Origin of the sequence: Hydrophilobacter chitinilyticus (assembly GCF_049860745.1) — a bacterium.
Classification (GTDB): Bacteria; Pseudomonadota; Gammaproteobacteria; order Burkholderiales; family Burkholderiaceae_C; genus Rhodoferax_B.
The window spans coordinates 4,816,714-4,838,344 of the sequence record NZ_CP187561.1 but is presented as its reverse complement, the minus strand read 5'-3'; the positions used below and the strand labels follow the sequence as shown (position 1 = coordinate 4,838,344).

The window sequence follows — 21,631 nt, the reverse complement described above, 5'->3', positions numbered from 1 at the left end:
GGGCGGGTCACTGCACCGGTTTTTCGTAGTGCATGTCCATCTTGAATTTGCCTTGCAGGTAGGCCACGCGTTTGATGACTTCAGACAAGCCTTGCAAGAACATCAGCGCGAAGCCCAAGGGCAACAACATCATGGCGGGCCAGCGAATCAAGCCGCCGGCGTTGTTCGACATTTCGCCCGAACGGAACATGCCGATGAACAGCGGCCAGCTCAGATAAGCGATAGCGGCCATCACCGGTAACAGAAAGAAGACCAGGCCGAAGAGATCGACATACACCGAGCCGTTGCCCTTGAGACGGCCGTAGATGATGTCCACCCGCACGTGTTCGTTGAGCTTGAGCACCAACGGTGCGCCCAGCATGACAGTGGCGGCAAACATGTACCACTGGATTTCAAGCCAGCCGTTCGAGCTGATGTCCAGCCCATAGCGCACAAAAGCGTTGCCGGCCGAAATCAGCGCGGCGGCCAACACCGTCCACGCGGCAAGCTTGCCCAACTGCTGGCTGATCCAATCCATGCCAAGCGCGAGTTTGAGGAGTACGGACACAGTAAATCTCCAAAAAACGAAAGTGAAGCCTCTTAGGCCGCCGGAGAGCTTCAAACTTGCAGGTATGAAGCGGGTTCCATTGGCACCACAGCCGTGTAAGGCGCGCGTCAGAAAAAACACAGCGCACATACAGAAACACGCAGCGCGCGCACAGAGGCGAAGGGCTGCGTGTTGAGACTGCAAGGCGTCGATTGTAGGTGGGCGTCAGTGTCTGAAAATCACCGAATCACACGGGTAAACCCGTGTTTTGATCGGCCGTCAAGGCCTGCTTTGCCATCTTTACTTTCGGCTTGAAGCCGCCGCCGCGCTGTAGCGCTTTGGGGGCGAGATGGGAATAATGGGCGCATGTCCTTCACGTTCACTTTGCCCGCCACGCCGGCCGCCATCGACTCGCCGGACATGCGCCGTGCCGGGCGAGATTTGCTCTCTCTGGCGCTGATGGATGCGCGCAACCACACGTTGCATCTGCTCGACCAATTCGAGCCGCAGGTCAACCATGCGGGCGCCGTTAACGAAGTGGTGCCGCCGCCGCTGTGGTTGGCTGGCCATGTCGGCTGGATGGCCGAGGCCTGGATCGGCCGCAACACCCAACGCAGCCAAGGCCCGGAATGCCCGTCCCAGCCCACGCGGCTGGCGTCGATTGAGCCCAACGCCGACCGCTGGTGGAACCCCGAGCAAATGCATCCGCCCGCGCCCGACATCGCCACCACCAAGAACTTTTTGCTTGAGACGTTGGAGAGCACGCTTGAGCTGCTGGAGAAGTCGCCGGAGGACGACAACGCGCTCTACTTCTATCGCCTGGCGCTGTTTCATGAAGACATGCGCGGCGAACAACTCATCACGCTGGCGCAGGCACGCGGCGTGCCGCTGAAGGTGCTGCCACCACCGACCATGGTGGCGCGCGAAACCTTGTTGATCCCAGGCGGTGAATGGCAACTGGGCTCGACCGTGGGAGGCTTTGTGTTCGACAACGAGAAGTGGGCACACCCCAAATCCGTGGCCGAGTTCGACATCGACGCGCAACCCGTGAGCTGGGCGCAGTACGTTGAGTTTGTCGACGACAGCGGCTACGACAACCCAGACTACTGGCGCCCCGAAGGCTGGTCGTGGCTCAAGGCCCATGTGGCGCGCACCGGGCGGCGCGGGCCGCGTTACGTCGAGCAAATCGGTGTGAGCACCGGTGCTGTATTGCAGCGGCGCTTTGGTGCCGCCGTGCGGATGGCGCCTGCGCAACCGGCAATGCACATGAGTTGGTGGGAAGCCGATGCCTGGTGCCGCTGGGCGGGTCGTCGCTTGCCGACGGAAGCGGAATGGGAAATGGCCGCCATGACGGCCGCTCGGCGTGGTTTCCGCTGGGGCGATGTACACGAGTGGACGGCCGACTTTTTCATGCCCTGGCCGGGCTTCAAGGCCGACCCTTGGGACGCGTATTCGGCCCCGTGGTTTCAGCGTGCGCGCACCCTGCGAGGTGCATCGTTTGCCACGCGGGCGCGCATGAAGCACCCGAAGTTCCGTGGCTTTGCCATGGCGGGCGACGATGTGCGTTTCGTCGGTTTCCGTTCTTGCGCCGTGTAGCGCATCTGTAGCGCATGCCCCAAAAGAAAAAGCCTTCTGCGCTGACCTGCGTCGCGCAAAAGGCTTGTTTGGTCGAAGTTCGTTAGGGCCGGCTTAGCTCACTTCACCCATTTGGCTTTGCAGATAGTTCTGCAGGCCAACTTTGTCGATCAGATCGATCTGGGTTTCCAGGAAGTCGATGTGTTCTTCGGTGTCGTCCAGAATGTCTTGCAGAAGGTCGCGTGAAACGTAGTCGCGCACCGATTCGCAGTAGGCGATGCCAGCCTTGATGGTGGCTTGTGCGCCGGTCTCGGCCTTCAAGTCGCAGGCCAAAGCTTCGGGCACGTTTTCACCGACCAGAATTTTCGCCATGTCTTGCAGGTTGGGCAGACCGTCGAGCATGAAGATACGGTCCATCAGCTTGTCGGCGTGTTTCATCTCGCCAATCGACTCCGAATATTCTTTCTTCGCCAGCTTGTCCAGGCCCCAGTGCTTGTACATGCGGTAATGCAAGAAGTACTGGTTGATGGCGGTCAGCTCGTTTTTCAGCTGGGCTTGCAGATGTTCAATGACTTTGGGATCGCCTTGCATGGTGGTGTCCTCCGTGGGTGTTTGTGGTGCGGTATCAGTCGTGCGGGTGTGCGCGGGTGCTCGCGGACATCGGCGGGATTTTCGTCCAGTGCAGCGCATTCTCCAAGGTGGCTGATTCAATAGCCCTGTTCACGCGCTCGGACTGCGAACGGGACTGATAGGCGTTCTTGACGGGTTGCGCCTGCCGAGCGCAAAACAATGAAAAAAGGGCGCCGGCCTTTCGACCGGCGCCCGATGTCAGGCAACAGCGATTTAAGCGGGAGCCGACTCGCGGATCAGGTAGTCAAACGCACCCAGCGCCGCCTTCGCGCCGTCACCGGCCGCGATGATGATCTGCTTGAACGGCACCGTGGTGGCGTCGCCTGCGGCAAATACGCCGGGCAGCGAGGTCTGCCCCTTGGCGTCGACGATGATCTCGCCGTGCTTGCTCAACTCGACCGTGCCCTTGAGCCAGTCGGTGTTGGGCACCAGGCCAATCTGCACAAACACACCTTCGAGTTCCACGCTGTGGACTTGCTCGCTGATGCGGTCCTTGAACACCAGGCCGTTGACTTTTTGGCCGTCGCCGGTGATCTCGGTGGTTTGCGCGTTGACGTGCACGGTCACGTTCGCCAGGCTGGTCAGCTTGCGCTGCAACACGGCGTCGGCACGCAGTTGGTCGCCAAACTCGATCAGCGTGACGTGGCCCACGATGCCGGCCAAGTCAATGGCGGCTTCCACGCCGGAGTTGCCGCCGCCAATCACCGCCACGCGCTTGCCCTTGAACAGTGGGCCATCGCAGTGCGGGCAATAAGCCACACCCTTGTTCTTGTATTCTTTTTCGCCGGGCACGTTGATGTTGCGCCAGCGTGCGCCGGTGGAGATGATGATCGAGCGGCTCTTCAACGTGGCGCCGCTTTCCAGCTTCACCTCCAGCAAGCCGTCTTGCGGCACCAAGGCTGCAGCGCGCTGCAGGTTCATGATGTCCACGTCGTAGTTGCGCACATGTTCTTCGAGTGCGTGGGCAAACTTAGGCCCTTCGGTTTCTTTCACCGAAATGAAGTTTTCAATGCCCAGCGTGTCGAGCACCTGGCCGCCAAAACGTTCAGACGCCACGCCGGTACGGATACCCTTGCGTGCGGCGTACACAGCGGCTGCGGCACCTGCGGGGCCACCACCGACGATCAGCACGTCAAACGCTTCTTTGGCGCTGATCTTCTTGGCTTCGCGCTCCACACCGCTGGTGTCGATCTTGGCCAGAATTTCTTCCAGGGTCATGCGGCCTTGGGCAAATTCGGTGCCGTTCAAGAACACGGTGGGCACGGCCATGATTTGGCGTTCGGCCACTTCTGCTTGGAACAACGAGCCGTCGATCATCGTGGCTTTGATGCGCGGGTTCTGGATCGCCATCAGGTTCAGCGCCTGCACCACGTCCGGGCAGTTGTGGCAGGTCAGCGAAATGTAGATTTCAAATTCGAGGTCGCGGTCCAGCGCGCGGATCTGTTCCAGCACGGCTTCTTCCACCTTGGGTGGGTAGCCGCCGGTTTGCAGCAGCGCCAAAATCAACGAGGTGAATTCATGCCCCATGGGCAGACCGGCAAAACGCGGGCCATGGTTTTCGCCAGGGCGGTTAATGGAGAACGAGGGCTTGCGGTGGCTGTCGTCGCGGCTCTCGATCAGCTTCACCAATGGCGAGGCTTCTGCAACGTCGTTCAACAGTTCGAGCACTTCACCGGAAGCCTTGCTGTCGTTGAGCGATGCGACGATTTCGAGCGGCTGACTGATCCGTTCGAGGTAACTTTTCAATTGGGCTTTGGTGTTGGCGTCAAGCATGATGAACTCACTTTGCAAACGTTTAGGGGAAAAAAAACCCGAGCGCACAGCGCCCGGGTTTAGGGCGATGGTGGTCGCTTAGATCTTGCCGACGAGGTCGATCGATGGGGTCAGCGTGGCTGCGCCTTCGTTCCACTTGGCGGGGCACACTTGGCCTGGGTGGGCGGCGGTGTACTGGGCAGCCTTCAGCTTGCGCAGCGTTTCTTTCACGTCGCGGGCGATTTCGTTGGAGTGGATTTCAGCGGTCTTGATCACGCCGTCTGGATTGATCACAAACGTGCCGCGCAGTGCCAGGCCTTCTTCAGGAATGTGCACGCCGAAAGCGTTGGTCAGCGTGTGGGTTGGATCACCCACCAGTGGGAACTTGGCCTTGCCCACAGCGGCAGAAGTTTCGTGCCACACCTTGTGCGAGAAGTGCGTGTCGGTGGTGACGATGTAGACCTCGGCGCCTGCCTTTTGGAATTCAGCGTAGTTGTCGGCTGCGTCTTCGATTTCGGTAGGGCAGTTGAAGGTGAAGGCTGCAGGCATGAAGATCAAAACAGACCACTTGCCCTTCAGGCTTTCGTCGCTGACGGTGATGAACTTGCCGTTGTGGAAGGCTTCGGTCTTGAAAGGCTGGACTTGGGTGTTGATCAGGGACATGTAACTTCCTTAGTGGTTGATGAAATCGGTAACGAGTTGATATTGTATAGCTCTTGAATGATGGTTTTCAATAGAAAATAACTATTGATGGTGCATGACGCCCCCTATGAAGGCGATCTGTCCGGTTGTAAAGGCGTAACAAAATAATGCTAAAACTTTTGTGGATGAGAACTATTCGCATATACTAAGTTTTACTACGTCAGCTAGCCACATCGCGTCAGTGCACTTTTGCCTGGCGTTTCCCTTGCAGCCAGCCATGGAACGCGTTCAAGACCCTCTGAAGGATCAGAACAAGTTCCCATGTTCCACCTGTTCTGCTGGGCTATTTGTGGCTTCTCTTCATTCGTCTTTCCCACGCTCCTCCAATCCATCGGCACGCTTCGCGCTGCGTGAAATCACGGTTCTTGTGGGCCTGTTGTGCGCTGCTGCCGCCGCTTCTGCGCAAACCCAAACGCCTGCGTCTGCTGCGGCCCCTGCGCTGAAAGAAGTGGTCATCAGCGGTTCGCGGTCCGAGCAGGATCCTGATGAATTGCCAATGAGCATTGACGTGCTCAATGCCAAAGACCTGGAGAGCAAGCAGATCCAAGACATTCGCGATGTGGCCGCCGACCTGCCCAACGTCAACGTGCCGCGCGCGCCTGCACGCTTTACCATCGGCTCGCAAACCGGCCGCGACCAAAACTCCGGCTTCAACATCCGTGGCCTGGGTGGCAACCGTGTGCTGATGTTGGTGGACGGCATTCGCCAGCCACTGAGCTACACCTTCCCGAGCGAAAGCGCTGTGGGGCGTGACTACGTCGACATCGGCCTGGTCAAGCGCGTGGAAATCGTCAGCGGCGCGACCTCGGCGCTGTATGGCTCGGACGGCGTGGCCGGCTTGGTCAACTTCATCACCAAAGAGCCTGCTGATTACCTGAAAGACGGCAAGACCTTTGGCGGCTCGGCCAACGTCGGCTACAGCAGCGACCGTGATGGTTGGAAGACCGGCGTGACCATGGCAGGGCGCGGCAACGATGCGCTGTCGTGGTTGTTCTCGGGCAACATCAGCGGTGGTGATGCCCTGAAGAACATGGGGGCCAATGATGCTGCCGACACCAGCCGCACCACGCCCAACCCTGAAAAAGACAAAGACCAGTCGCTGCTCGGCAAGCTGGTGTTCACCCCCGGTGGTGGTCAAAAGCATGTGTTGACGTTTGAACACGTGGACCACAAGGCCGACTACAACCTGTTGTCGAACATCACGCCTGCAACGCCGGTGCTGACGGGCACAAACCTGGCTAACTCAACCATCGCGTCGAGCGCCAACACCGACATGAAGCGTGACCGCATCACGTGGGACGGCAACTGGCAACTCAACAGCGCAGCGGCCGATGCCTTACGTGTGGTGCTGAGCTACCAGGATTCGCAGTCGACTGAAGCCTTCTACCAAGACCGCTACAGCTCTGCGGACCGCAGCCGCATCACCGACTACAGCGAGAAAAGCACGCAGTTGAACCTGCAGGCCAACAAGCAAATCCGCATGGGTGCGGACTCGCTGCAGAAGATCACCTACGGCTTTGACTACAGCAACAACAAGGTGAAGAACCTGCAGACTGGCACCACGCCGGCCACAGGCGAGACCTACCCGCTGAAGCGCTTCCCGGACACCACCGAGTCCAGCGCTGCGCTGTACGCACAAGACGAAATCATCTTGGGCCCATGGAGCATCACGCCAGGCGTGCGTGTCGATCACTTCAAGATCGATCCAAGCCAAGCGGGCTTCACCAACACCGTGACCGGTTTGTCTGACACCGCCGTGTCGCCCAAGCTGGGTGTGATGTTCCACGCCAATGACGTGTGGAGTGTTTACGGTAACTACGCCTCGGGCTTCAAGGCGCCGAACGCCGGCCAGGTGAACGCCTACTTTGCCAACCCTACGGCCAACTACCGCAGCATCGCCAACCCGAACTTGAAGCCTGAAAGCAGCAAGAACTTCGAGATTGGCGCGCGTGGCCGCTTGGCCAACGTGTCGCTGGACGCAGCCGCCTTCACTGGTCGCTACAAGGATTTCATCGAAGACTTCCAGCAAGTCGGCGGTGCCTTCACGGCAGCCAATCCGGCCATCTACCAGTCCATCAACATCGGCAATGTGCGCATCAGCGGCTTCGAGATCAAGGGTCGTGCCGATTGGGGCAAAGTGGGCGATGGCCGCTTCAGCACGCCGTTTGCCTATGGCCAAACCAAGGGTGAAAACAGCGACACCGGTGTGGGCCTGAATTCGGTCAGCCCCGAGAACGCCATGGTCGGCCTGGAGTACGCCACGGCCGGCTGGAGCGGCGCGCTCAACGTGCGTTACTACGGCGGCAAAGACAAGTCGGATGTGGATCTGAGCGCACAAGCGAACCCGTTCCTCAGCCCGTCGGCCACCATCGTGGATTTGACCGGCCAATGGCGCATCAAGAAAGACCTGCGCTTGACCGCTGGCGTCTACAACCTGACGGACAAGAAGTACTGGCAGTGGTCGACCGTGGTCGGCCAGGCCGCCAACAGCACGACCATCGACGCCTACACCCAGCCAGGCCGCAACTACCGCGTCTCGTTGGTCGCCGACTTCTAAGTTCCCATCAGGAGGTGCCATGAGCAAGCCCGAAGATTCCAATCCGCGTGCCGAGAACCCAACTGGGGCCGCGCGCGACGAGGAATACGAAATGCCTTGCGCCGAGGCCCTCCTGGCCGGCGCGCTGGCTTTGATGACCGGGCACGCGCAAGCGTGCTGCGACCACCACCGCGATGAGCTGGCACGCAAGATCGTCGAGAACCTCTCGGTGCTGTCACAGCACGCCATGTTGTCGCCCGACTTCAAAACCGTGGTCTGGAGCCTGCACACGCGTTGGGTGCAGCACCTGCACACCTTGGCACACCACAGCGGCGCAGCCGAGCCGGTGGTGGTGCCTGAAGACCAGCGTGTGCTGTGGCACAGCACACCCGACATCGTGCAATGAAAACCATAGCGGCTTGCGCTTCATTCATAAGCGCCAGAGCCGCTTTTGTGATTGATTTTTCACTCTCTTCCTCACACTAGAAAACCACCCACCATGACCACCACACTTCAAACCAACCCCGCTGACATCCGCACCCGCTTTGCTGAACTGCGCCAAGCCGGCAAGCGCCACAAAGACGCCGCCGAAAGCCTGGGCCTGACCGAAGGCATGGCCATCGCCGCGCACGTGGGCGCGCATGAGCAACCGATCAAAGCCACGCCGCTGCGCGCCCAATGGCTGGAAATCCTGCAAGGCGTGCAAGCCTGCGGCCCGGTGCTCGCGCTCACACGCAACGAATCCACCGTGCACGAAAAAACCGGCGTGTACAACAAAGTCAGCGGCAGCGCCGCCATGGGCTTGGCGTTGGATCCAGACATCGACCTGCGTTTGTTCTTCACCAAGTGGCACGCCGGTTTTGCGGTGTTCGAACCTGCAGCGTCTGCTACCAACCCACCCAGCCAAAGCCTGCAGTTCTATGACGCGCAAGGCATTGCCGTGCACAAGATTTTTGTGCGCGACGCCAGCGACCGTGCCGCGTTCGACGCGCTGGTCGAGCGCTTTGCCGATGCGAACGCCGCGCCCGTGCAATACACGGCTGCTGAGCCTAAGCCCGCCATCCCCGCCGACAGCACCATCGACGCCGCCGCTTTGGGCGCCGACTGGGCGGCGATGAAAGACACCCACGACTTCTTCGGCCTGCTGAAGAAACACGCGGTGGAGCGTCAGCAGTCCTTCCGCCTGATGGCCGGCCAGTTCAGCCAGCCCCTGCCGTTGAACACCGTGCGTACCTTGCTCGACGAAGCCGCCATGGACGAGACCAGCATCATGGTGTTTGTGGGCAGCCCCGGTTGCATCCAGATCCACAGCGGCCCCGTGCGCCGCATCGAGCCGATGGTCACGCCGAATGCGCAGTGGATCAACGTGCTCGATGCTGGTTTCAACCTGCACCTGCGCGAAGACATGGTGGCCAACGTGTGGGCCGTGCAAAAGCCCACGTCGGACGGCATCGTCACCTCGGTCGAAGTGTTTGACCACACGGGTGAGCTGATGGTGATGTTCTTTGGCTCGCGCAAGCCCGGCACGCCCGAGCTGCAAACCTGGCGCGAGCTGGTGGCGCGTTTGCCACGCGAAGCCTCCACCGTCGCCGCTTAAAGCCAGCGCCTCATGTCTGCGCTGGAGACGGTCGAGATCAAGGCGTTTGTGCCCGCGCGCGACTTCGCGCTGGCCATCCGCTTCTACCAAGACCTGGGCTTCACCAAGGCCTCTGAAGGGCATGGCGTGGCCTATTTCTACTGCGGTGATTGCAGCTTCTTGCTGCAGCCGTTCGACCAACCGGGCTTCGCCGAAAACTTCGTCATGCACCTGTTGGTGCCTGATGCCGAGGCTTGGTGGCAACACGTGGCGCAGGCCGACCTGGCGGGCCACTACCAGGTGCAGGTAGGCGAGCTGAAAGTCCAACCCTGGGGCATGCGCGAATTTGTGTTGCGTGACCCCAGCGGCGTGCTGTGGCGCATTGCGCAGAACCTTGGCCCGCCGGTGGCCGAAGCTTTTTGAAGACCAGAACGAGTATTGATGATGAACAAGAACACCCCACTCAGCCGTCGCCAACTTCTGGCCAGTGCAAGCGCCGTGGGCGCAAGCCTCTGGCTACCCGCTCAAGCGCAAACCACCAAGCTGCCGCGCTTGGTCACCCTGGGCGGCGCCATCACCGAAGTGGTCTACGCGCTGGGCGCCGAGGGCCAGTTGGTCGGCACCGACACGACCAGCCTGTTCCCGCCTGCCGCGCTGAACACGCCCAAGGTCGGCTACATGCGCACCTTGTCGGCCGAGGGATTGTTGTCGCTCAAACCCGATGCGGTGATTGGCACCACCGAAGCCGGCCCCGTGGTGGTGCTCGACCAGTTGCGTACCGCTGGTGTGCGTGTAGATTTGATTGAAGCCGACCACACCTGGGCCGAGGTGCAGCGCAAGGTGCAAGTGGTGGGGCGCAGCGCCGCGCGCGTGGCGCAGGCGCAAGCCCTGCAAGCCAAGCTCGACGCTGACTGGACAGCGGTGCAAAAAGAAGTGGCCGATGCGGTGAAGTCGCGCGGCCGCAAGCCCAAGGTGTTGTTCATCCTGGCGCATGGCGCCAGCCCCCAAGTGGCCGGCACCAAAACGGCGGCAGACGCCATGATCAACTTCGCGGGCGGCATCAACGTCATGACGGGTTTTAATGGTTACCGCCCCATGACCGCCGAAGCCATGGCCGCCGCCGCGCCCGACTTTGTGCTCACCAGCACCCAAGGTGTTGAAGCGCAGGGCGGGTTGGAAAAGTTCTGGAGCCGCCCCGAGCTTGCCCTTACGCCTGCTTTCAAGAAGCGCGCCTTGGTGCAACTCGACGCGTTGGAACTCATCGGCTTTGGCCCGCGCCTGCCGCAGACCGTGCGCACCCTGTACCAACAACTGGTGCTGGCATGAGCCCCCGCTCGGCCGCTCCGAAGGGGGCTCGCACCGCAGTGCGGAGCACGGAGGTTTCCAAATGAGCGCTGCTCGAGTCGGTGAATTTTTGGCCTGGGGCGATGGCAACGAGGGCGGGCTTTCGCTGCCCACACCAGCGCTATCCGCCGCGCTCCAAGACTGGCAACAAAATCTCGGCTTCACCCTGCAACAACACATTCCCGGCGTATGGGCCTTGCTCGGGTGTGGTGGCTTGCGCGTGCAGCTCTGGCAGCAGTTGGCCGACCAGCCGCTGATGCAGCCCGTGCACTTGCGTGTGGTGGTGCGCGACGTGTTCCACCTGCACAGCCGTTTGGACTACCAGGCCAGCACGGGCATGTGTGGCGCGCCGCAACGCACGCCGCTGGGCTCGTGGGAATTCAGCCTGCTAGACCGCGACGGCAACAGCCTGCAGTTGGTGGAATGGCCAAGTGACGCCAACTACCTCCACGTGGCGCGCGCGCTGGCGGCACGGTCGCCGGCATCGGCGCCCACGCAGTCGATTTCAACCACGTGGCAGTCCATGCGTGGGCCCCAGCGGCCATCGTCCGGCCCTGCGGCCTCGTAAAGCGAGGGCTCTATGAACGCCATCGCAAACCAAGCCGCCGTGCCCCACACCCGGCGGCTCACGGGCAAAACCGTGCTCTGGCTGGGGGCCGCTCTGGTGCTCGTCAGCCTAGTCACCGCCAGCGGGCAGGGCGCTTACGCCATTGCACCCATCGACATTCTGAAGACCATCTGGGCCGCCATATTTGGCGGGCTCGACGGTTCGCCCGAGCAACTCGTTTTCATGAACATCCGCCTGCCGCGCTTGTTGTTGGGCGTGGCCGCAGGTGCGGGCCTGGGGCTGTCGGGCGCGTTGATGCAAGGCATCTTTCGCAACCCCTTGGCCGACCCCGGCCTCATCGGCGTCAGCAGTGGCGCCGCGCTCGCCGCAGGCGTGACCATCGTGCTGGGCGCGAGCTACTTCCCCGACCTGCCGCGCACCGTGGGCAGTTGGCCGCTGGTGCTGATGGCTTTTGGCGGCGGCCTGACCGTCACGCTGTTGATCTACATGCTCTCGCAATCCGAAGGCGGCACGCGCATCAGCCTGATGCTGCTGGCTGGCATTGCCATCAACGCCCTGGCGGGCGCGGGCATGGGCTACCTCAACTTCATCGCCACCGACGAGCAAATGCGCAACATCCAGTTCTGGTTGCTGGGCAGCTTGGGTGGCGGGCGCTGGAGCGCGGTGCTGCTGGTGTGCAGTATTGTTTTTGTAGCGGTCTCAGCAGGTCTGTTCTGTGCCAGGCCGTTAAATGCTATTGCTTTGGGCGAGGCGCAAGCGGCGCTGCTCGGTGTGGACGTGGAGCGCATCAAACGCCGCGTGGTGCTGGTCACCGCGATGGCCGTGGGGGCCGTCACAGCCACCACCGGCATCATCGGTTTTGTGGGCCTGCTGGCGCCGCACTGTGTACGCCTGCTGGCCGGGCCAGACCACCGCATCGTGTTGCCCGGCTCGGCCATGCTCGGCGCCGCGCTGGTGCTGTTGGCCGACGCCGTGGCCCGCACCATCGTGCAACCGGCCGAGCTGCCCTTGGGCGTGTTGACCGCGTTTGTGGGTGTGCCGTTTTTCTTGCTGCTGTTGCGGCAGTTCAAGGGGCGTGTGTGATGGCGGCCGTTATGTCTGAACCATTGCCGATGCAAACCTTGAGGGGCAGCCTGCAAGCCGACCGCGTAGGCTTGCGCCTGGGCGGAAAAACCGTGCTGCAGCCGTGCAGCCTGTCCATCCCGGCAGGGCAAGTCACCGCCATCCTCGGCCCCAACGGCGCGGGCAAATCCAGCCTGCTGAGCTTGCTGTCTGGCCAGCGCGCGCTGCAGTCGGGCACGGTGCGCATCAACGGCACCTCGCTGGCCGATTTGTCGCCTGCCCAATGGGCGTTGCGCCGCGCGCTGCTGCCGCAAGACACCGCCACCGCGTTCGACTTCTCGGTGCGCGAAGTGGTGGAGTTAGGCCGCTTTCCCCACCGCCGCCAACCCAGCCGCGACGAGGCCGCCATCGTCGACGACGCCCTGCGCCTGACCGACGTTTACGCCCTGCAGCACCGCGTGCTCAACTCCCTCTCGGGTGGCGAAAAAGCACGCGCCCAACTGGCCCGCGTGCTGGCGCAGATCTGGCAGCCACGCACCGACGGCCAACCCCGCTGGCTGCTGCTGGACGAACCCACCGCCGCGCTCGACTTCTCTCACCAACACCGCGTACTCCAAGCCGTGCGCGCCTGGGCGGTAGAGCAGGGGGTGGGCGTGGTGGCGGTTCTGCACGACGTCAACCTGGCGCTGCGCTACTGCGACGAGGCTGTGGTGCTGCACCACGGCGCCATCAACAGCCAAGGCCCGGCGCACAGCGTGCTCACGCCGCAGCGGTTGGCCGATGTGTGGGGCGTGCGGTGTGAGCCGGTGGTGACGCAAGATGGGGTGGCGCAGCTGTTGATTACGGCGTGATTGCGCTGGCGCGAAAGGCCCGTTGAGCCGTAAATTGAAAAATACGGCTCACTTCTTGAGCCGTATTTCCCGACGCTGGTGCTGACTCTCGAAAACTGTTTCGCCTGCGCTACTCGTGCACCTTGCCCCGCCCAGCCTTGATTTCTGACCGCGTGGACTTGCTCTTCAGGCGCCGCTGCTTGGAACCATAAGTCGGCTTGGTGGGCTTGCGTGTAATAGGTACATGCGCGGCATTCGCCACAAACGCTTCCAGCCGCAGCAGCGCCGCAGCCTTGTTTTCATCCTGGCTGCGCGAGGCCTGCGCCTTGATGATCAACACACCCTCTTTGGTCACCCGCGAAGAGGGCAGCGCGAGCAGGTTGGTTTTGATGGCTTCTGAAAGTGAAGAGGCGTGGATGTTGAAGCGCAAGTGCACCGCGCTCGACACCTTGTTCACGTTCTGCCCGCCTGGGCCTTGGGCGCGCATGGCGGTGAATTCGACTTCTTCTAGGTCAACGACTGGCGGCATTTTGGTGTATCTGAACTTTAAGCCCCATATTTTCGCGGCGTGCTTCGGTACGCCAGCCGTGTGCCGAGACGATTTCTTGGCAGATCGACAGCCCTAGTCCAGCGCCCATGCTTCAAACCGTTGTATTCATCAATGTGTTGATGCCGCTACGCTGTGACTCACCGCGCACAAAGGCCACGACGGTCGGCAGTATCGGGGCTATCCAGTCCAGGGGCCGGGCCAGGGCGGCAACGGTCGTCACGTGGCCAATGTTGTCAAACAGCCGCAACTCCACCTCGGTACCCCCAGCCCGCAAGCGGTTCGCCAGGGCGACGGTGTTGCGTTGCGCATCCACCACTGTGTCGTGGCGTGCGGCCAGCAGCAAGGTGCGGGGGGCTTTGGCGTTGGCGTAGAAGATGGGCTGGGAATTCGCCGGGGTTTGCGGCCAGCCAAAAGCAACCCGTACTTCGGGGTCGCCAATTGGCAAAAAGTCGTACGGCCCGGCCAGACCAATCCAGCCCGCAAGGCGATGGGGTGTTAAACCTAAAGGCGCCAGCCAACGCGGGTCCAGTGCCAGCATGGCGGCGTTGTAAGCCCCGGCGGAATGGCCCATCACCATCACCCGCGCAGGGTCGCCACCCAGGCTGGCTGCATGCGACAAGGTCCATTGCAGGGCCAATGCGCAATCTCCCAGAAAGCCGTCGTAGTGCACGTGGGGGCTCAGCCGGTAGTCGGCCACCACGGCGATGATGCCGTTAGCTGCCAGGGCTTCGCCCACGAAACGATACTCGGCCCGCTCGCCACGCGTCCAGTTGCCGCCGTAAAAAAATAGCACCACTGGTGCACTGCCGGGTACCGTGCCAGTGTCTGGCTGGTACACATCCAGCAGATGCCGCGGATCGGCCCCGTAAGGCACGCCCGTGGGGCCGTGGTAGGAGTCATGGGCCACTAGATGGTCCAGCACCTGGGCACCAGAACAGCCGGACACCAGGGTCGCGATGGCGGAACCGATGCCCATGAGGCCTAGGCGGCGGTTCATAGGTGTGGAAAGTTTAGAAAAGAAAGGCATGCAGTCCATACGCCATTAAACGGCTTTTGGATTCATGCGCATGCTTCAACCTGGCGTTACTGCAAAAACCGAAACGAGCTTTAGCGGCTTTCCTGTGTCATGCTTTCAGGCCATTTCAAAGGTCAATGTTGAATGGCGCATAGGTCAAAGTGCAACGACTTTCTGCACTAACGGTTGAATGGCGTCTTTAAAATTTTAGGGTTATCGATAGTGTGAAATTAAATTATCGATAATAAAGTTCACTCATGTCTTCCACCCCCCCCACCACCGGCCGCAAGAGCCAAGAGGTCTACCAAGCCCTGCGCCGCCAGATCGTTCTGGCCGAGCGGGCGCCGGGTCAGCAATTGGTGGAGCTTGACGTGGCCAAGGCCATGGGTTGCAGCCAAAGCACCGTGCGTGAAGCGCTGATGCGGCTGAAGGAAGACGGGCTGATCGTGCGCCAGGGTTACCGGGGCACGGTGGTGGCGGGCGTCTCGGCGGCCGAGGGGCAAGAGGCGCTGGACATTCGGGCGCGCATGGAGTCGCGCGCGGCTTACCTGTCGATTGGCAACTTCACGGCCGAGCACATTCAGGGGCTGCGCATGCTGGTGCAGCAGATGGAGGCCGTGGCCGAAGCCGGCGACGAATACGCGTTGTTTGAGCTCGACCAGGAGTTCCACCGCGCCCTCTACGACCGCGCCAACCTGCCCGCGCTGGTTCCCATTCTCGACCGCTGCTCGCTCAGCAGCCACCGCTACAAGATCACCCAGTCGACCACGCGGCGCACCCTGCGCGACACCGCGTTGCGCCACTGGAAGATCATCGAAGCCGTGCAGTCAGGCCGCGCTGCGGAGCTTGACCGCGTGTTGTTCCACCACGTTTCCAGTGTGATTGGCGAGCCCGACGATATGACTTCTTCCTCTACCGAATTGCGCATGTCTCCCAGCATGGAGGCGGTGTTTCTGCGCCTGCAAAAAGAAGACGCGCACCTGCCCAACCCGATGACCATTCCCCTGGCGCAGGCCCGCTTGAACTTCAACGCGACCAACGAACGCTGGAACCAGCTTGATGGGCTGGACGTGGCGGTGGAGCACTTCACCATCCCCAGCCCGTCGGGCGGCATTGCTGGTGTGCGCGTGGCGCCCAACAGCGGCGCTAAGCCCGGTACGCTGGTGTATCTGCACGGCGGCGGCTGGGTGGTGGGCAACCTCAAAACACACATGGGCGCCATGGCGCGGCTGGCGCTGGCCACCGGCCTGGTGGTGGTGGGTGTGGACTACCGGCTGGCACCGGACGCACCTTTCCCTGCCGGTTTGAACGATGCCGTGCGCGCTTGGCACTGGCTGCGCACCGAGCAGGCCACGCTGCGCCTGGGCGCGCCTTGGGTGGTGAGCGGCGACTCTGCCGGCGCCAACATTGCCTTGTCGTTGATGCTCGACTTGCGCCACGCGGGCGAGGCGCTGCCGCACGCCGCGTTGTTGTTCTACGGCGTGTTTTCGGCCGACCACCAAACCGAATCGCACATGCGCTGCGGTGGCGGGCAGTTTGGTCTGTCGAGCGAAAAAATGGCCTGGTACCGCGCGCATTATTTGAGTGGCGAACGCAACGACCCGAACGACCCGCGCGTGTCGCCTTTGCTGGCCGATGCGGCCGACCTGGCTGGCCTGCCGCCCATCTACCTCAACGCCGCCGGTCTTGACCCGCTGCGTGACGACAGCGTGGCCTTGGCCCGTTGCCTGGAAGCGGCCAAGGTGCCCACACAACTGAAGATCTTTGACGGCGTGGTGCATGGCTTCATGCAAATGGGCAGTGTGTTGCCCGAGGCGCGTGCCGCGTTTGACGACGCTGCCGCCTACCTGCGCACGCTCTGATCACGGTGCCCTGGTGTGTTCGCTGAGGCGAACAGAGTTTTGGTTAGAACATAAAAAAGGAGACAAACATGCAATCTTCTCGTCGCCCGTTTCGCCCCTATCTGCGCACGCTCAGTGCCGTCAGCCTTGCGTTGACCCTTAGCGCGGGTGCCTCCGCGCAGCAAACCGTCAACTTCTGGTACCACGTCGACAACGCGGAAAACACCAAGATCATGGACGATCTGGTCAAGACCTTCGAGACCAAGAACCCCACCATCAAGATCAAGGCCGAGAACATTCCATGGAACAACTACTTCGACAAGTTGTTCATCTCGATTGCCGGCGGCAAGGCACCGGACGTGGCTGTGACGCGCCTGGCGCTGCAGCCGCAGTTGCTGGAGATGAACGCCATCGAGCCCATCACCAAACAGCTCGCCACCTGGCCCGGCAAGGCCGACCTGGCACCCAACCTGCTGGACATCAACAAGGCGTCTGACGGCGAGTACTACTACATGCCGCTGCAGTACGTGGCCATCTACCTCTACTACCGCGCCGATCTGTTCGCCAAAGCCAACCTCAAACCACCGGCAACCTGTGAAGACTTCTTGGAAGCCGCCAAAAAGCTCACGCTGCCGGCCAGCGCCAACGGCGGCACCGAGCTGTATGGCTTTGGCATGCGCGGCGGCAAAGGCGGGCACGACAACTGGGGCCCGTTCGTGTTGCCGCAAAGCAGCTTCGCGCCGGGCGGCATGACCTCGGCCAAAGCCGTGGCCGCCAACACCTGGTACATCGACCTGCTGCGCAAACACAAGGTGGCACCGCCCTCGGCGCCGAACGATGGTTTCAACGAAATCATCAGCGCCTTCAAGTCGGGCCGCACCGCCATGATCTTCCACCACATTGGTTCGGCCAAGAGCATGGCCGATGCACTGGGCGACAAGGTCTCGGCCGTGCCCGTGCCCTCGTGCGGCGGCGCGCGCTGGACGTATTTTGGTGACGAGTCCACCACCATGTTCAAGACCTCGAAGGTGAAAGATGCCGCCTGGAAGTGGATGACATTCTTGAGCGAAGGTGACAACAACCTCAAGTTCAACGAAGCCACCGGTCAGCTCACCGTGACCAAGAGCGGATCGGCCAAGGTGCCGCAGCCCGAGCGTTTTGTGAAGGCCACCATGGATTCACTGGCGTTTGCCAAGCCGCTGCCGCTGGTGCCGCAAACGGCCGACTTCGTGTCGACCGTGTGGCCCACCACCATGCAGCGTGCGCTGAACGGCGAAATCACGTCGGCGCAGATGATGCAAGAGATCGACAAGCACTTCAACACCAAGTAGGTTGACCATGCTGCCGAAGTCATGCTCTCTCGTTGAGCAGGGGATCACCTGGGCCAAAAAGTGAGCCAAAAAAAGCACACCAACATCCTGCCCTACGTGCTGTTGTCGCCAGCTGTGCTGGCCACCGTCATCGTGGTGTTCTACCCCATGGTGCAGGCGGTCATCACCAGCCTCTACAACAACATCTTGTGGAAGCCGCGCGCGGTCAAGTTCATCGGGCTGGACAACTACATCGCCATTTGGAACGACCCGGTGTTCTGGGCCTCGCTCGGCCGCACCGCCATCTGGATCGGCCTGACCGTGCCGTTGCAGTTGTTGTTGGGTTTGGTGACCGCGCTGCTGCTGAACCAGACCTTCCGCTGGCGTAGCCTGGCGCGCAGTTTGATCCTGATTCCGTGGGCATTGCCGAGTGTGGTGATCGGCCTGATGTGGTCGTGGATCTACAACCCGCAAGTGGGCCTGCTGAACGACCTGATGTTGCGCCTGGGCCTGCTGCAAACCGCAGTGCCGTGGCTGGCCAACCCCGACACCTCGCTCTACGCCATCATCGCCGCGCTGGTGTGGCAGGGCTTTCCGTTCTTCGCCATCATGATTCTGGCCGGCCTGCAAACCATTCCGCACAGCCTGTACGAGGCGGCCGAGATCGATGGTGCCACCGACTGGGAGCAGTTCTGGCACATCACCTTGCCCGCGCTCAAGCCGGTGCTGGTCACGGCGGTGATGCTGCGCATCATCTGGGTGGCGAACTCGATTGACGTGATCTACGTGATGACCGGTGGCGGCCCGGGCTACGCCACCCACACACTGCCGCTGTACGCCCTGAAGCGCACCTACGCCAGCATGGACTTTGGGTATGGCTCGGCACTGGCCGTGAGCTTCTCGCTGCTGTTGCTGGGCGCGATCTACATGTATCTGCGCCGCGCAGGGAAGGGCATCGAATGAGCGCCGCTGGGCCGTTCCCGAGGCGTTCACCTCCCCTTGGGGGGAAGGGTGCGCAGCACCATAGGGGGCAAAAAATATCATGAGTGTGCAGAAACACCAACCGATCAAGAGGCTGTTCACGCTGCACCTGCCGATGCTCGCCATCGTGCTGTTCGCGCTGGGGCCGTACCTGTGGATGTTGATCACATCGCTGAAGCCAGAGTCCACCCTGTTCTCGCCAGACCGCACGCTGCTGCCCGCCGTGGTCACGCTGGAGAACTACGTGCGCCTGTTCCAGAAGACCACCTTTCTGCACAACCTGGGCCACAGCCTCATCGTCTCCATCGGCACCATGTTTTTGGGCTTGTCGGTCAGCATCACGGCGGCATATGCGTTCTCGCGTTTTCGCTTCCCGGGGCGGCGGGTGTTGATGCTGCAGTTCCTGCTGGTCAACATGTTCCCCATCGTGCTGCTGATCATTCCGCTGTTCATCATCATGAAGAACCTTGGCCTGCTCGATACGCACCTGGGCCTGATCCTGGCGCATTCCACGTTCTCGATTCCGTTCGCCACGTGGATGATGATCAGCTACTTCGATGCCATTCCGCGCAGCCTGGACGAGGCCGCCATGGTGGACGGCTGCACGCCCATCGGCGCCATGGTGCGCGTGGTGTTGCCGCTCACCGTGCCCGGCATCATCGCCACCGGCATTTACATCTTCATCACCTCTTGGAACGAATACCTGTACGCCTCCATCCTCGGCGGGCAGAACGTGCGCACGCTCACGGTGGCCATTCAAACCCTGGTGGGCGAATACGAAATCGCCTGGGGCCTGCTCACGTCAGGCGGTGTGATGGGTGCGCTGCCCGTGACGCTGCTGTTCATGCTGATTCAAAAGCGCCTCGTTGCTGGCATGACCCAAGGTGCGGTCAAAGGCTAGTTTGCAGATCAAAAAGGAGACACATTCCATGAACCCCATCGGCATCATCTCGATGCAATACAACCGCCCATTTGTGGCCGCAGACTTCCAACAGTTTGACCGCTGGAAGGCCGCCGGCTACGACTTCGCCGAACTGCTGGTGCCCGAGCCCGGCGAGCTGGACTTGGCCGCCACGCGCCGTGCGCTGGCCGATGCCGGCTTGGGTGTGGTGCTGGCCGCGCGCGTCAACCTCGACCGTAACTTGACCAGCGACGATGCGGCCAAGCGCCAAGCCGGGCAAGACTACCTGGTGTATTGCGCCGAGACCGCGCAAGCGCTGGGCGCGCAAATCGTCGGTGGCCCGCTGTATGGCAACCCGCTGGTGTTTGCCGGGCGTGCGCCGCACGTGGTGCCTGAGTCGCTGCGCCAACAGCGTGTGGACTGGACGGTGCAGGGCCTGAAGGTGGGCGCCGAGGCGGCAGCCAAGTGCGGCATCAAGTTCGGTGTGGAGCCGCTCAACCGCTTCGAGACCGACATCCTGAACACCACCCGCCAGGGCGTGGCGTTGATGCAGATGGTGGAGCACCACAGCGTGGGCCTGGTGCTCGACACCTTCCACATGAACATGGAAGACGACGACATCTGCACCGCGCTGCGCGAAGCCGCTGCGCACATGATCCACTTCCAGGCGAATGAAAACCACCGTGGTTACCTGGGCACCGGCCACATCGACTGGAACCCGGTGGTGCGCACGCTGGCCGAAATTGGCTACACCGGCACCATTTCGCTGGAGCCCTTCCGTCGCCGCGATGAGCGCATTGGCATTCCGTTCGCGCAGTGGAAAGCTCCCGCCAACGACGAACAAACCGAACTTGCCGCCGCCTGTGGCTTCTTGAAGAACCTGATCACTTTGAACGGAGGCCGCAAATGACGTACCGCGTTGGATGGATTGGCTGCGGCCGACACGCCGAGCAAATGTTGTTGCCCCAGCTCACGCGCCACGACGTAGAACTGGTGGCGGTGTGCGACATCAATGCAGAAGCCGCGCAGAAAATTGGCCAGCGTTTTGGTGTCGCCCACGTGGGAACCGACTACCGAGCGCTGCTCGACGTGCCCGGCCTCGACGTGGTGGGCATGGCCGTGGGCCCCACGCAGCACCGCGATATGTCGATTGCCGCGCTGGATGCCGGCTGCCACGTGTTTATGGAAAAACCCACCGGCGCCAACGTGGCCGATGCGCTGGCCATCCAAGCCGCCGCCACCCGCGCCGGCAAGACCGTGGGCGTAGGTTTCATGAAGCGCTTTGCCACCGCCAACCGCATGGCGCACAACGTGGTGAAGGGCAAGGACTTCGGTGCCGTGGCTGGCTTCTTCGGCGAGTACATGACGGCGCCCACCTACTTCAGCGGCAACGTCGACTACACCGGCTTCTACCTGCACCACTGCGTGCACTACATGGACTTGGTGCGTTACTTTGTGGCGCCGGTGCTCAGCGTGACCGTGTTCCGCAACGAGATTGCGGCGGGCAAGCAACTGCTGCACGTGCACTTCAACTTCGAGGGCGGCGCCATCGGCACAGTGGTCATGGGCACCATCCAGTCGCGCGGCACGCCCATGGAGCGGCTGCAAATCATGGGCGACCACCAGCGTGTGGAAGTGAACGGCGTCATTGAAGTGAACCACTTCCGTAACCCGCCGTTCAAGGCTGATGACCTGGACGCCACGCTGGCCGACAGCATCGACACCTTGTCGTGGAAGCCCAACTTCACCGCTGCCGCGAACGAAGACTTCAAGGGCTACAACGCGCTCTTCAAGGCGTTCTTCGCACAGTTAGGTGGCGCGCAGACTGACCTGCCCACCATCCATGACGGCGTGGAGGCCATGCGTGTGATGGCGGCCATGTTGGAGGGCATCACGCAGCCTGGGGTCAACATCCCCGTGCAGCGCTAGGGC

General features: G+C 61.8%; 21 protein-coding genes. 15 read left to right on the top strand and 6 right to left on the bottom strand.

The genetic code is table 11. The features are described from left to right. Nucleotides 1-7 precede the first annotated feature (7 nt). Nucleotides 8-547, bottom strand: a complete 540-nt coding sequence (locus ACPWMG_RS21515) for a TRAP transporter small permease subunit (RefSeq protein ID WP_483301553.1) — start codon at nucleotides 545-547, stop codon at nucleotides 8-10. A gap of 345 nt (nucleotides 548-892) precedes the next feature. On the opposite strand from ACPWMG_RS21515, the gene ACPWMG_RS21510 reads away from it, so the two are divergent. Further along, nucleotides 893-2,122: an SUMF1/EgtB/PvdO family nonheme iron enzyme gene (locus ACPWMG_RS21510; RefSeq protein WP_483301552.1), complete on the top strand. Its 1,230-nt coding sequence runs from the start codon at nucleotides 893-895 to the stop codon at nucleotides 2,120-2,122. A 93-nt stretch (nucleotides 2,123-2,215) separates the two neighbouring features. Here ACPWMG_RS21510 and bfr read toward each other — a convergent pair whose 3' ends face one another. The 3 genes from bfr to ahpC all read right to left on the bottom strand — a co-directional run bounded on the left by bfr (nucleotide 2,216) and on the right by ahpC (nucleotide 5,146). Then, nucleotides 2,216-2,692 (bottom strand): bacterioferritin, encoded by a 477-nt coding sequence (gene bfr, locus ACPWMG_RS21505; protein WP_483301551.1) that lies wholly within the window; start codon nucleotides 2,690-2,692, stop codon nucleotides 2,216-2,218. 252 nt (nucleotides 2,693-2,944) lie between these two features. Next, a complete protein-coding gene (ahpF, locus tag ACPWMG_RS21500) occupies nucleotides 2,945-4,504 on the bottom strand; it encodes an alkyl hydroperoxide reductase subunit F (protein ID WP_483301550.1) in 1,560 nt (519 codons plus the stop codon). A 78-nt stretch (nucleotides 4,505-4,582) separates the two neighbouring features. After that, nucleotides 4,583-5,146 carry an alkyl hydroperoxide reductase subunit C gene (ahpC, locus tag ACPWMG_RS21495; RefSeq protein WP_483301549.1) on the bottom strand — a complete coding sequence of 188 codons (564 nt, stop codon included), beginning with the start codon at nucleotides 5,144-5,146 and terminating at the stop codon, nucleotides 4,583-4,585. 328 nt (nucleotides 5,147-5,474) lie between these two features. Between ahpC and ACPWMG_RS21490 the strand changes: the two genes are divergently transcribed. The 8 genes from ACPWMG_RS21490 to ACPWMG_RS21455 all read left to right on the top strand — a co-directional run bounded on the left by ACPWMG_RS21490 (nucleotide 5,475) and on the right by ACPWMG_RS21455 (nucleotide 13,122). Beyond that, nucleotides 5,475-7,742, top strand: a complete 2,268-nt coding sequence (locus ACPWMG_RS21490) for a TonB-dependent hemoglobin/transferrin/lactoferrin family receptor (RefSeq protein WP_483301548.1) — start codon at nucleotides 5,475-5,477, stop codon at nucleotides 7,740-7,742. 19 nt (nucleotides 7,743-7,761) lie between these two features. Further along, the gene (locus tag ACPWMG_RS21485) at nucleotides 7,762-8,127 is read left to right on the top strand and encodes a hypothetical protein (protein ID WP_483301547.1); all 366 of its coding nucleotides are present in this window, start codon (nucleotides 7,762-7,764) and stop codon (nucleotides 8,125-8,127) included. Between the two features lie 93 nt (nucleotides 8,128-8,220). Continuing rightward, nucleotides 8,221-9,318: a hemin-degrading factor gene (locus ACPWMG_RS21480; protein WP_483301546.1), complete on the top strand. Its 1,098-nt coding sequence runs from the start codon at nucleotides 8,221-8,223 to the stop codon at nucleotides 9,316-9,318. Nucleotides 9,319-9,330: 12 nt separating this feature from the next. Beyond that, nucleotides 9,331-9,720 (top strand): VOC family protein, encoded by a 390-nt coding sequence (locus ACPWMG_RS21475; protein ID WP_483301545.1) that lies wholly within the window; start codon nucleotides 9,331-9,333, stop codon nucleotides 9,718-9,720. 18 nt (nucleotides 9,721-9,738) lie between these two features. Then, on the top strand, nucleotides 9,739-10,623 hold the full coding sequence (locus ACPWMG_RS21470) for a heme/hemin ABC transporter substrate-binding protein (protein ID WP_483301544.1): 885 nt from the start codon (nucleotides 9,739-9,741) through the stop codon (nucleotides 10,621-10,623). 61 nt (nucleotides 10,624-10,684) lie between these two features. Next, entirely contained in the window at nucleotides 10,685-11,209 is a 525-nt protein-coding gene (locus ACPWMG_RS21465) for a VOC family protein (protein ID WP_483301543.1), read from the top strand. A 12-nt stretch (nucleotides 11,210-11,221) separates the two neighbouring features. Beyond that, entirely contained in the window at nucleotides 11,222-12,292 is a 1,071-nt protein-coding gene (locus ACPWMG_RS21460) for a FecCD family ABC transporter permease (protein ID WP_483301542.1), read from the top strand. Between the two features lie 11 nt (nucleotides 12,293-12,303). After that, nucleotides 12,304-13,122, top strand: a complete 819-nt coding sequence (locus ACPWMG_RS21455) for a heme ABC transporter ATP-binding protein (protein ID WP_483301541.1) — start codon at nucleotides 12,304-12,306, stop codon at nucleotides 13,120-13,122. A 109-nt stretch (nucleotides 13,123-13,231) separates the two neighbouring features. On the opposite strand, the gene arfB is transcribed toward ACPWMG_RS21455, so the two are convergent. Both arfB and ACPWMG_RS21445 read right to left on the bottom strand, forming a co-directional pair. Then, complete coding sequence (gene arfB, locus ACPWMG_RS21450; RefSeq protein ID WP_483301540.1) at nucleotides 13,232-13,630, bottom strand: alternative ribosome rescue aminoacyl-tRNA hydrolase ArfB; 399 nt, start codon at nucleotides 13,628-13,630, stop codon at nucleotides 13,232-13,234. Nucleotides 13,631-13,742: 112 nt separating this feature from the next. Continuing rightward, nucleotides 13,743-14,648: an alpha/beta hydrolase gene (locus tag ACPWMG_RS21445; protein ID WP_483301539.1), complete on the bottom strand. Its 906-nt coding sequence runs from the start codon at nucleotides 14,646-14,648 to the stop codon at nucleotides 13,743-13,745. A 275-nt stretch (nucleotides 14,649-14,923) separates the two neighbouring features. Between ACPWMG_RS21445 and ACPWMG_RS21440 the strand changes: the two genes are divergently transcribed. The 6 genes from ACPWMG_RS21440 (at nucleotide 14,924) to ACPWMG_RS21415 (ending at nucleotide 21,628) form a co-directional block, all read left to right on the top strand. Further along, nucleotides 14,924-16,528 (top strand): alpha/beta hydrolase fold domain-containing protein, encoded by a 1,605-nt coding sequence (locus ACPWMG_RS21440; protein WP_483301538.1) that lies wholly within the window; start codon nucleotides 14,924-14,926, stop codon nucleotides 16,526-16,528. A 68-nt stretch (nucleotides 16,529-16,596) separates the two neighbouring features. Further along, nucleotides 16,597-17,838: an ABC transporter substrate-binding protein gene (locus ACPWMG_RS21435; protein WP_483301537.1), complete on the top strand. Its 1,242-nt coding sequence runs from the start codon at nucleotides 16,597-16,599 to the stop codon at nucleotides 17,836-17,838. A gap of 60 nt (nucleotides 17,839-17,898) precedes the next feature. Further along, a complete protein-coding gene (locus ACPWMG_RS21430; protein WP_483301536.1) occupies nucleotides 17,899-18,780 on the top strand; it encodes a carbohydrate ABC transporter permease in 882 nt (293 codons plus the stop codon). 79 nt (nucleotides 18,781-18,859) lie between these two features. Beyond that, nucleotides 18,860-19,699 (top strand): carbohydrate ABC transporter permease, encoded by an 840-nt coding sequence (locus ACPWMG_RS21425; RefSeq protein ID WP_483301535.1) that lies wholly within the window; start codon nucleotides 18,860-18,862, stop codon nucleotides 19,697-19,699. 28 nt (nucleotides 19,700-19,727) lie between these two features. Then, nucleotides 19,728-20,609: a sugar phosphate isomerase/epimerase family protein gene (locus tag ACPWMG_RS21420; protein WP_483301534.1), complete on the top strand. Its 882-nt coding sequence runs from the start codon at nucleotides 19,728-19,730 to the stop codon at nucleotides 20,607-20,609. After that, nucleotides 20,606-21,628 (top strand): Gfo/Idh/MocA family protein, encoded by a 1,023-nt coding sequence (locus ACPWMG_RS21415; protein WP_483301533.1) that lies wholly within the window; start codon nucleotides 20,606-20,608, stop codon nucleotides 21,626-21,628. The genes ACPWMG_RS21420 and ACPWMG_RS21415 overlap by 4 nt, the downstream gene beginning before the upstream one ends. Nucleotides 21,629-21,631: the final 3 nt, after the last annotated feature.

Excerpts from the sequence above, each read along its gene's own strand:
- ACPWMG_RS21460 (WP_483301542.1), top strand. The coding sequence starts at position 11,222 with ATGAACGCCATCGCAAACCAAGCCGCCGTGCCCCACACCCGGCGGCTC.
- ACPWMG_RS21470 (WP_483301544.1), top strand. The coding sequence starts at position 9,739 with ATGATGAACAAGAACACCCCACTCAGCCGTCGCCAACTTCTGGCCAGT.
- ACPWMG_RS21435 (WP_483301537.1), top strand. The coding sequence starts at position 16,597 with ATGCAATCTTCTCGTCGCCCGTTTCGCCCCTATCTGCGCACGCTCAGT.
- ACPWMG_RS21475 (WP_483301545.1), top strand. The coding sequence starts at position 9,331 with ATGTCTGCGCTGGAGACGGTCGAGATCAAGGCGTTTGTGCCCGCGCGC.
- ACPWMG_RS21510 (WP_483301552.1), top strand. The coding sequence starts at position 893 with ATGTCCTTCACGTTCACTTTGCCCGCCACGCCGGCCGCCATCGACTCG.
- ACPWMG_RS21415 (WP_483301533.1), top strand. The coding sequence starts at position 20,606 with ATGACGTACCGCGTTGGATGGATTGGCTGCGGCCGACACGCCGAGCAA.
- arfB (WP_483301540.1), bottom strand. The coding sequence starts at position 13,630 with ATGCCGCCAGTCGTTGACCTAGAAGAAGTCGAATTCACCGCCATGCGC.
- ACPWMG_RS21485 (WP_483301547.1), top strand. The coding sequence starts at position 7,762 with ATGAGCAAGCCCGAAGATTCCAATCCGCGTGCCGAGAACCCAACTGGG.
- ACPWMG_RS21455 (WP_483301541.1), top strand. The coding sequence starts at position 12,304 with ATGTCTGAACCATTGCCGATGCAAACCTTGAGGGGCAGCCTGCAAGCC.
- bfr (WP_483301551.1), bottom strand. The coding sequence starts at position 2,692 with ATGCAAGGCGATCCCAAAGTCATTGAACATCTGCAAGCCCAGCTGAAA.
- ahpF (WP_483301550.1), bottom strand. The coding sequence starts at position 4,504 with ATGCTTGACGCCAACACCAAAGCCCAATTGAAAAGTTACCTCGAACGG.
- ACPWMG_RS21445 (WP_483301539.1), bottom strand. The coding sequence starts at position 14,648 with ATGAACCGCCGCCTAGGCCTCATGGGCATCGGTTCCGCCATCGCGACC.
- ACPWMG_RS21480 (WP_483301546.1), top strand. The coding sequence starts at position 8,221 with ATGACCACCACACTTCAAACCAACCCCGCTGACATCCGCACCCGCTTT.
- ACPWMG_RS21440 (WP_483301538.1), top strand. The coding sequence starts at position 14,924 with ATGTCTTCCACCCCCCCCACCACCGGCCGCAAGAGCCAAGAGGTCTAC.
- ACPWMG_RS21465 (WP_483301543.1), top strand. The coding sequence starts at position 10,685 with ATGAGCGCTGCTCGAGTCGGTGAATTTTTGGCCTGGGGCGATGGCAAC.
- ACPWMG_RS21425 (WP_483301535.1), top strand. The coding sequence starts at position 18,860 with ATGAGTGTGCAGAAACACCAACCGATCAAGAGGCTGTTCACGCTGCAC.
- ACPWMG_RS21420 (WP_483301534.1), top strand. The coding sequence starts at position 19,728 with ATGAACCCCATCGGCATCATCTCGATGCAATACAACCGCCCATTTGTG.
- ahpC (WP_483301549.1), bottom strand. The coding sequence starts at position 5,146 with ATGTCCCTGATCAACACCCAAGTCCAGCCTTTCAAGACCGAAGCCTTC.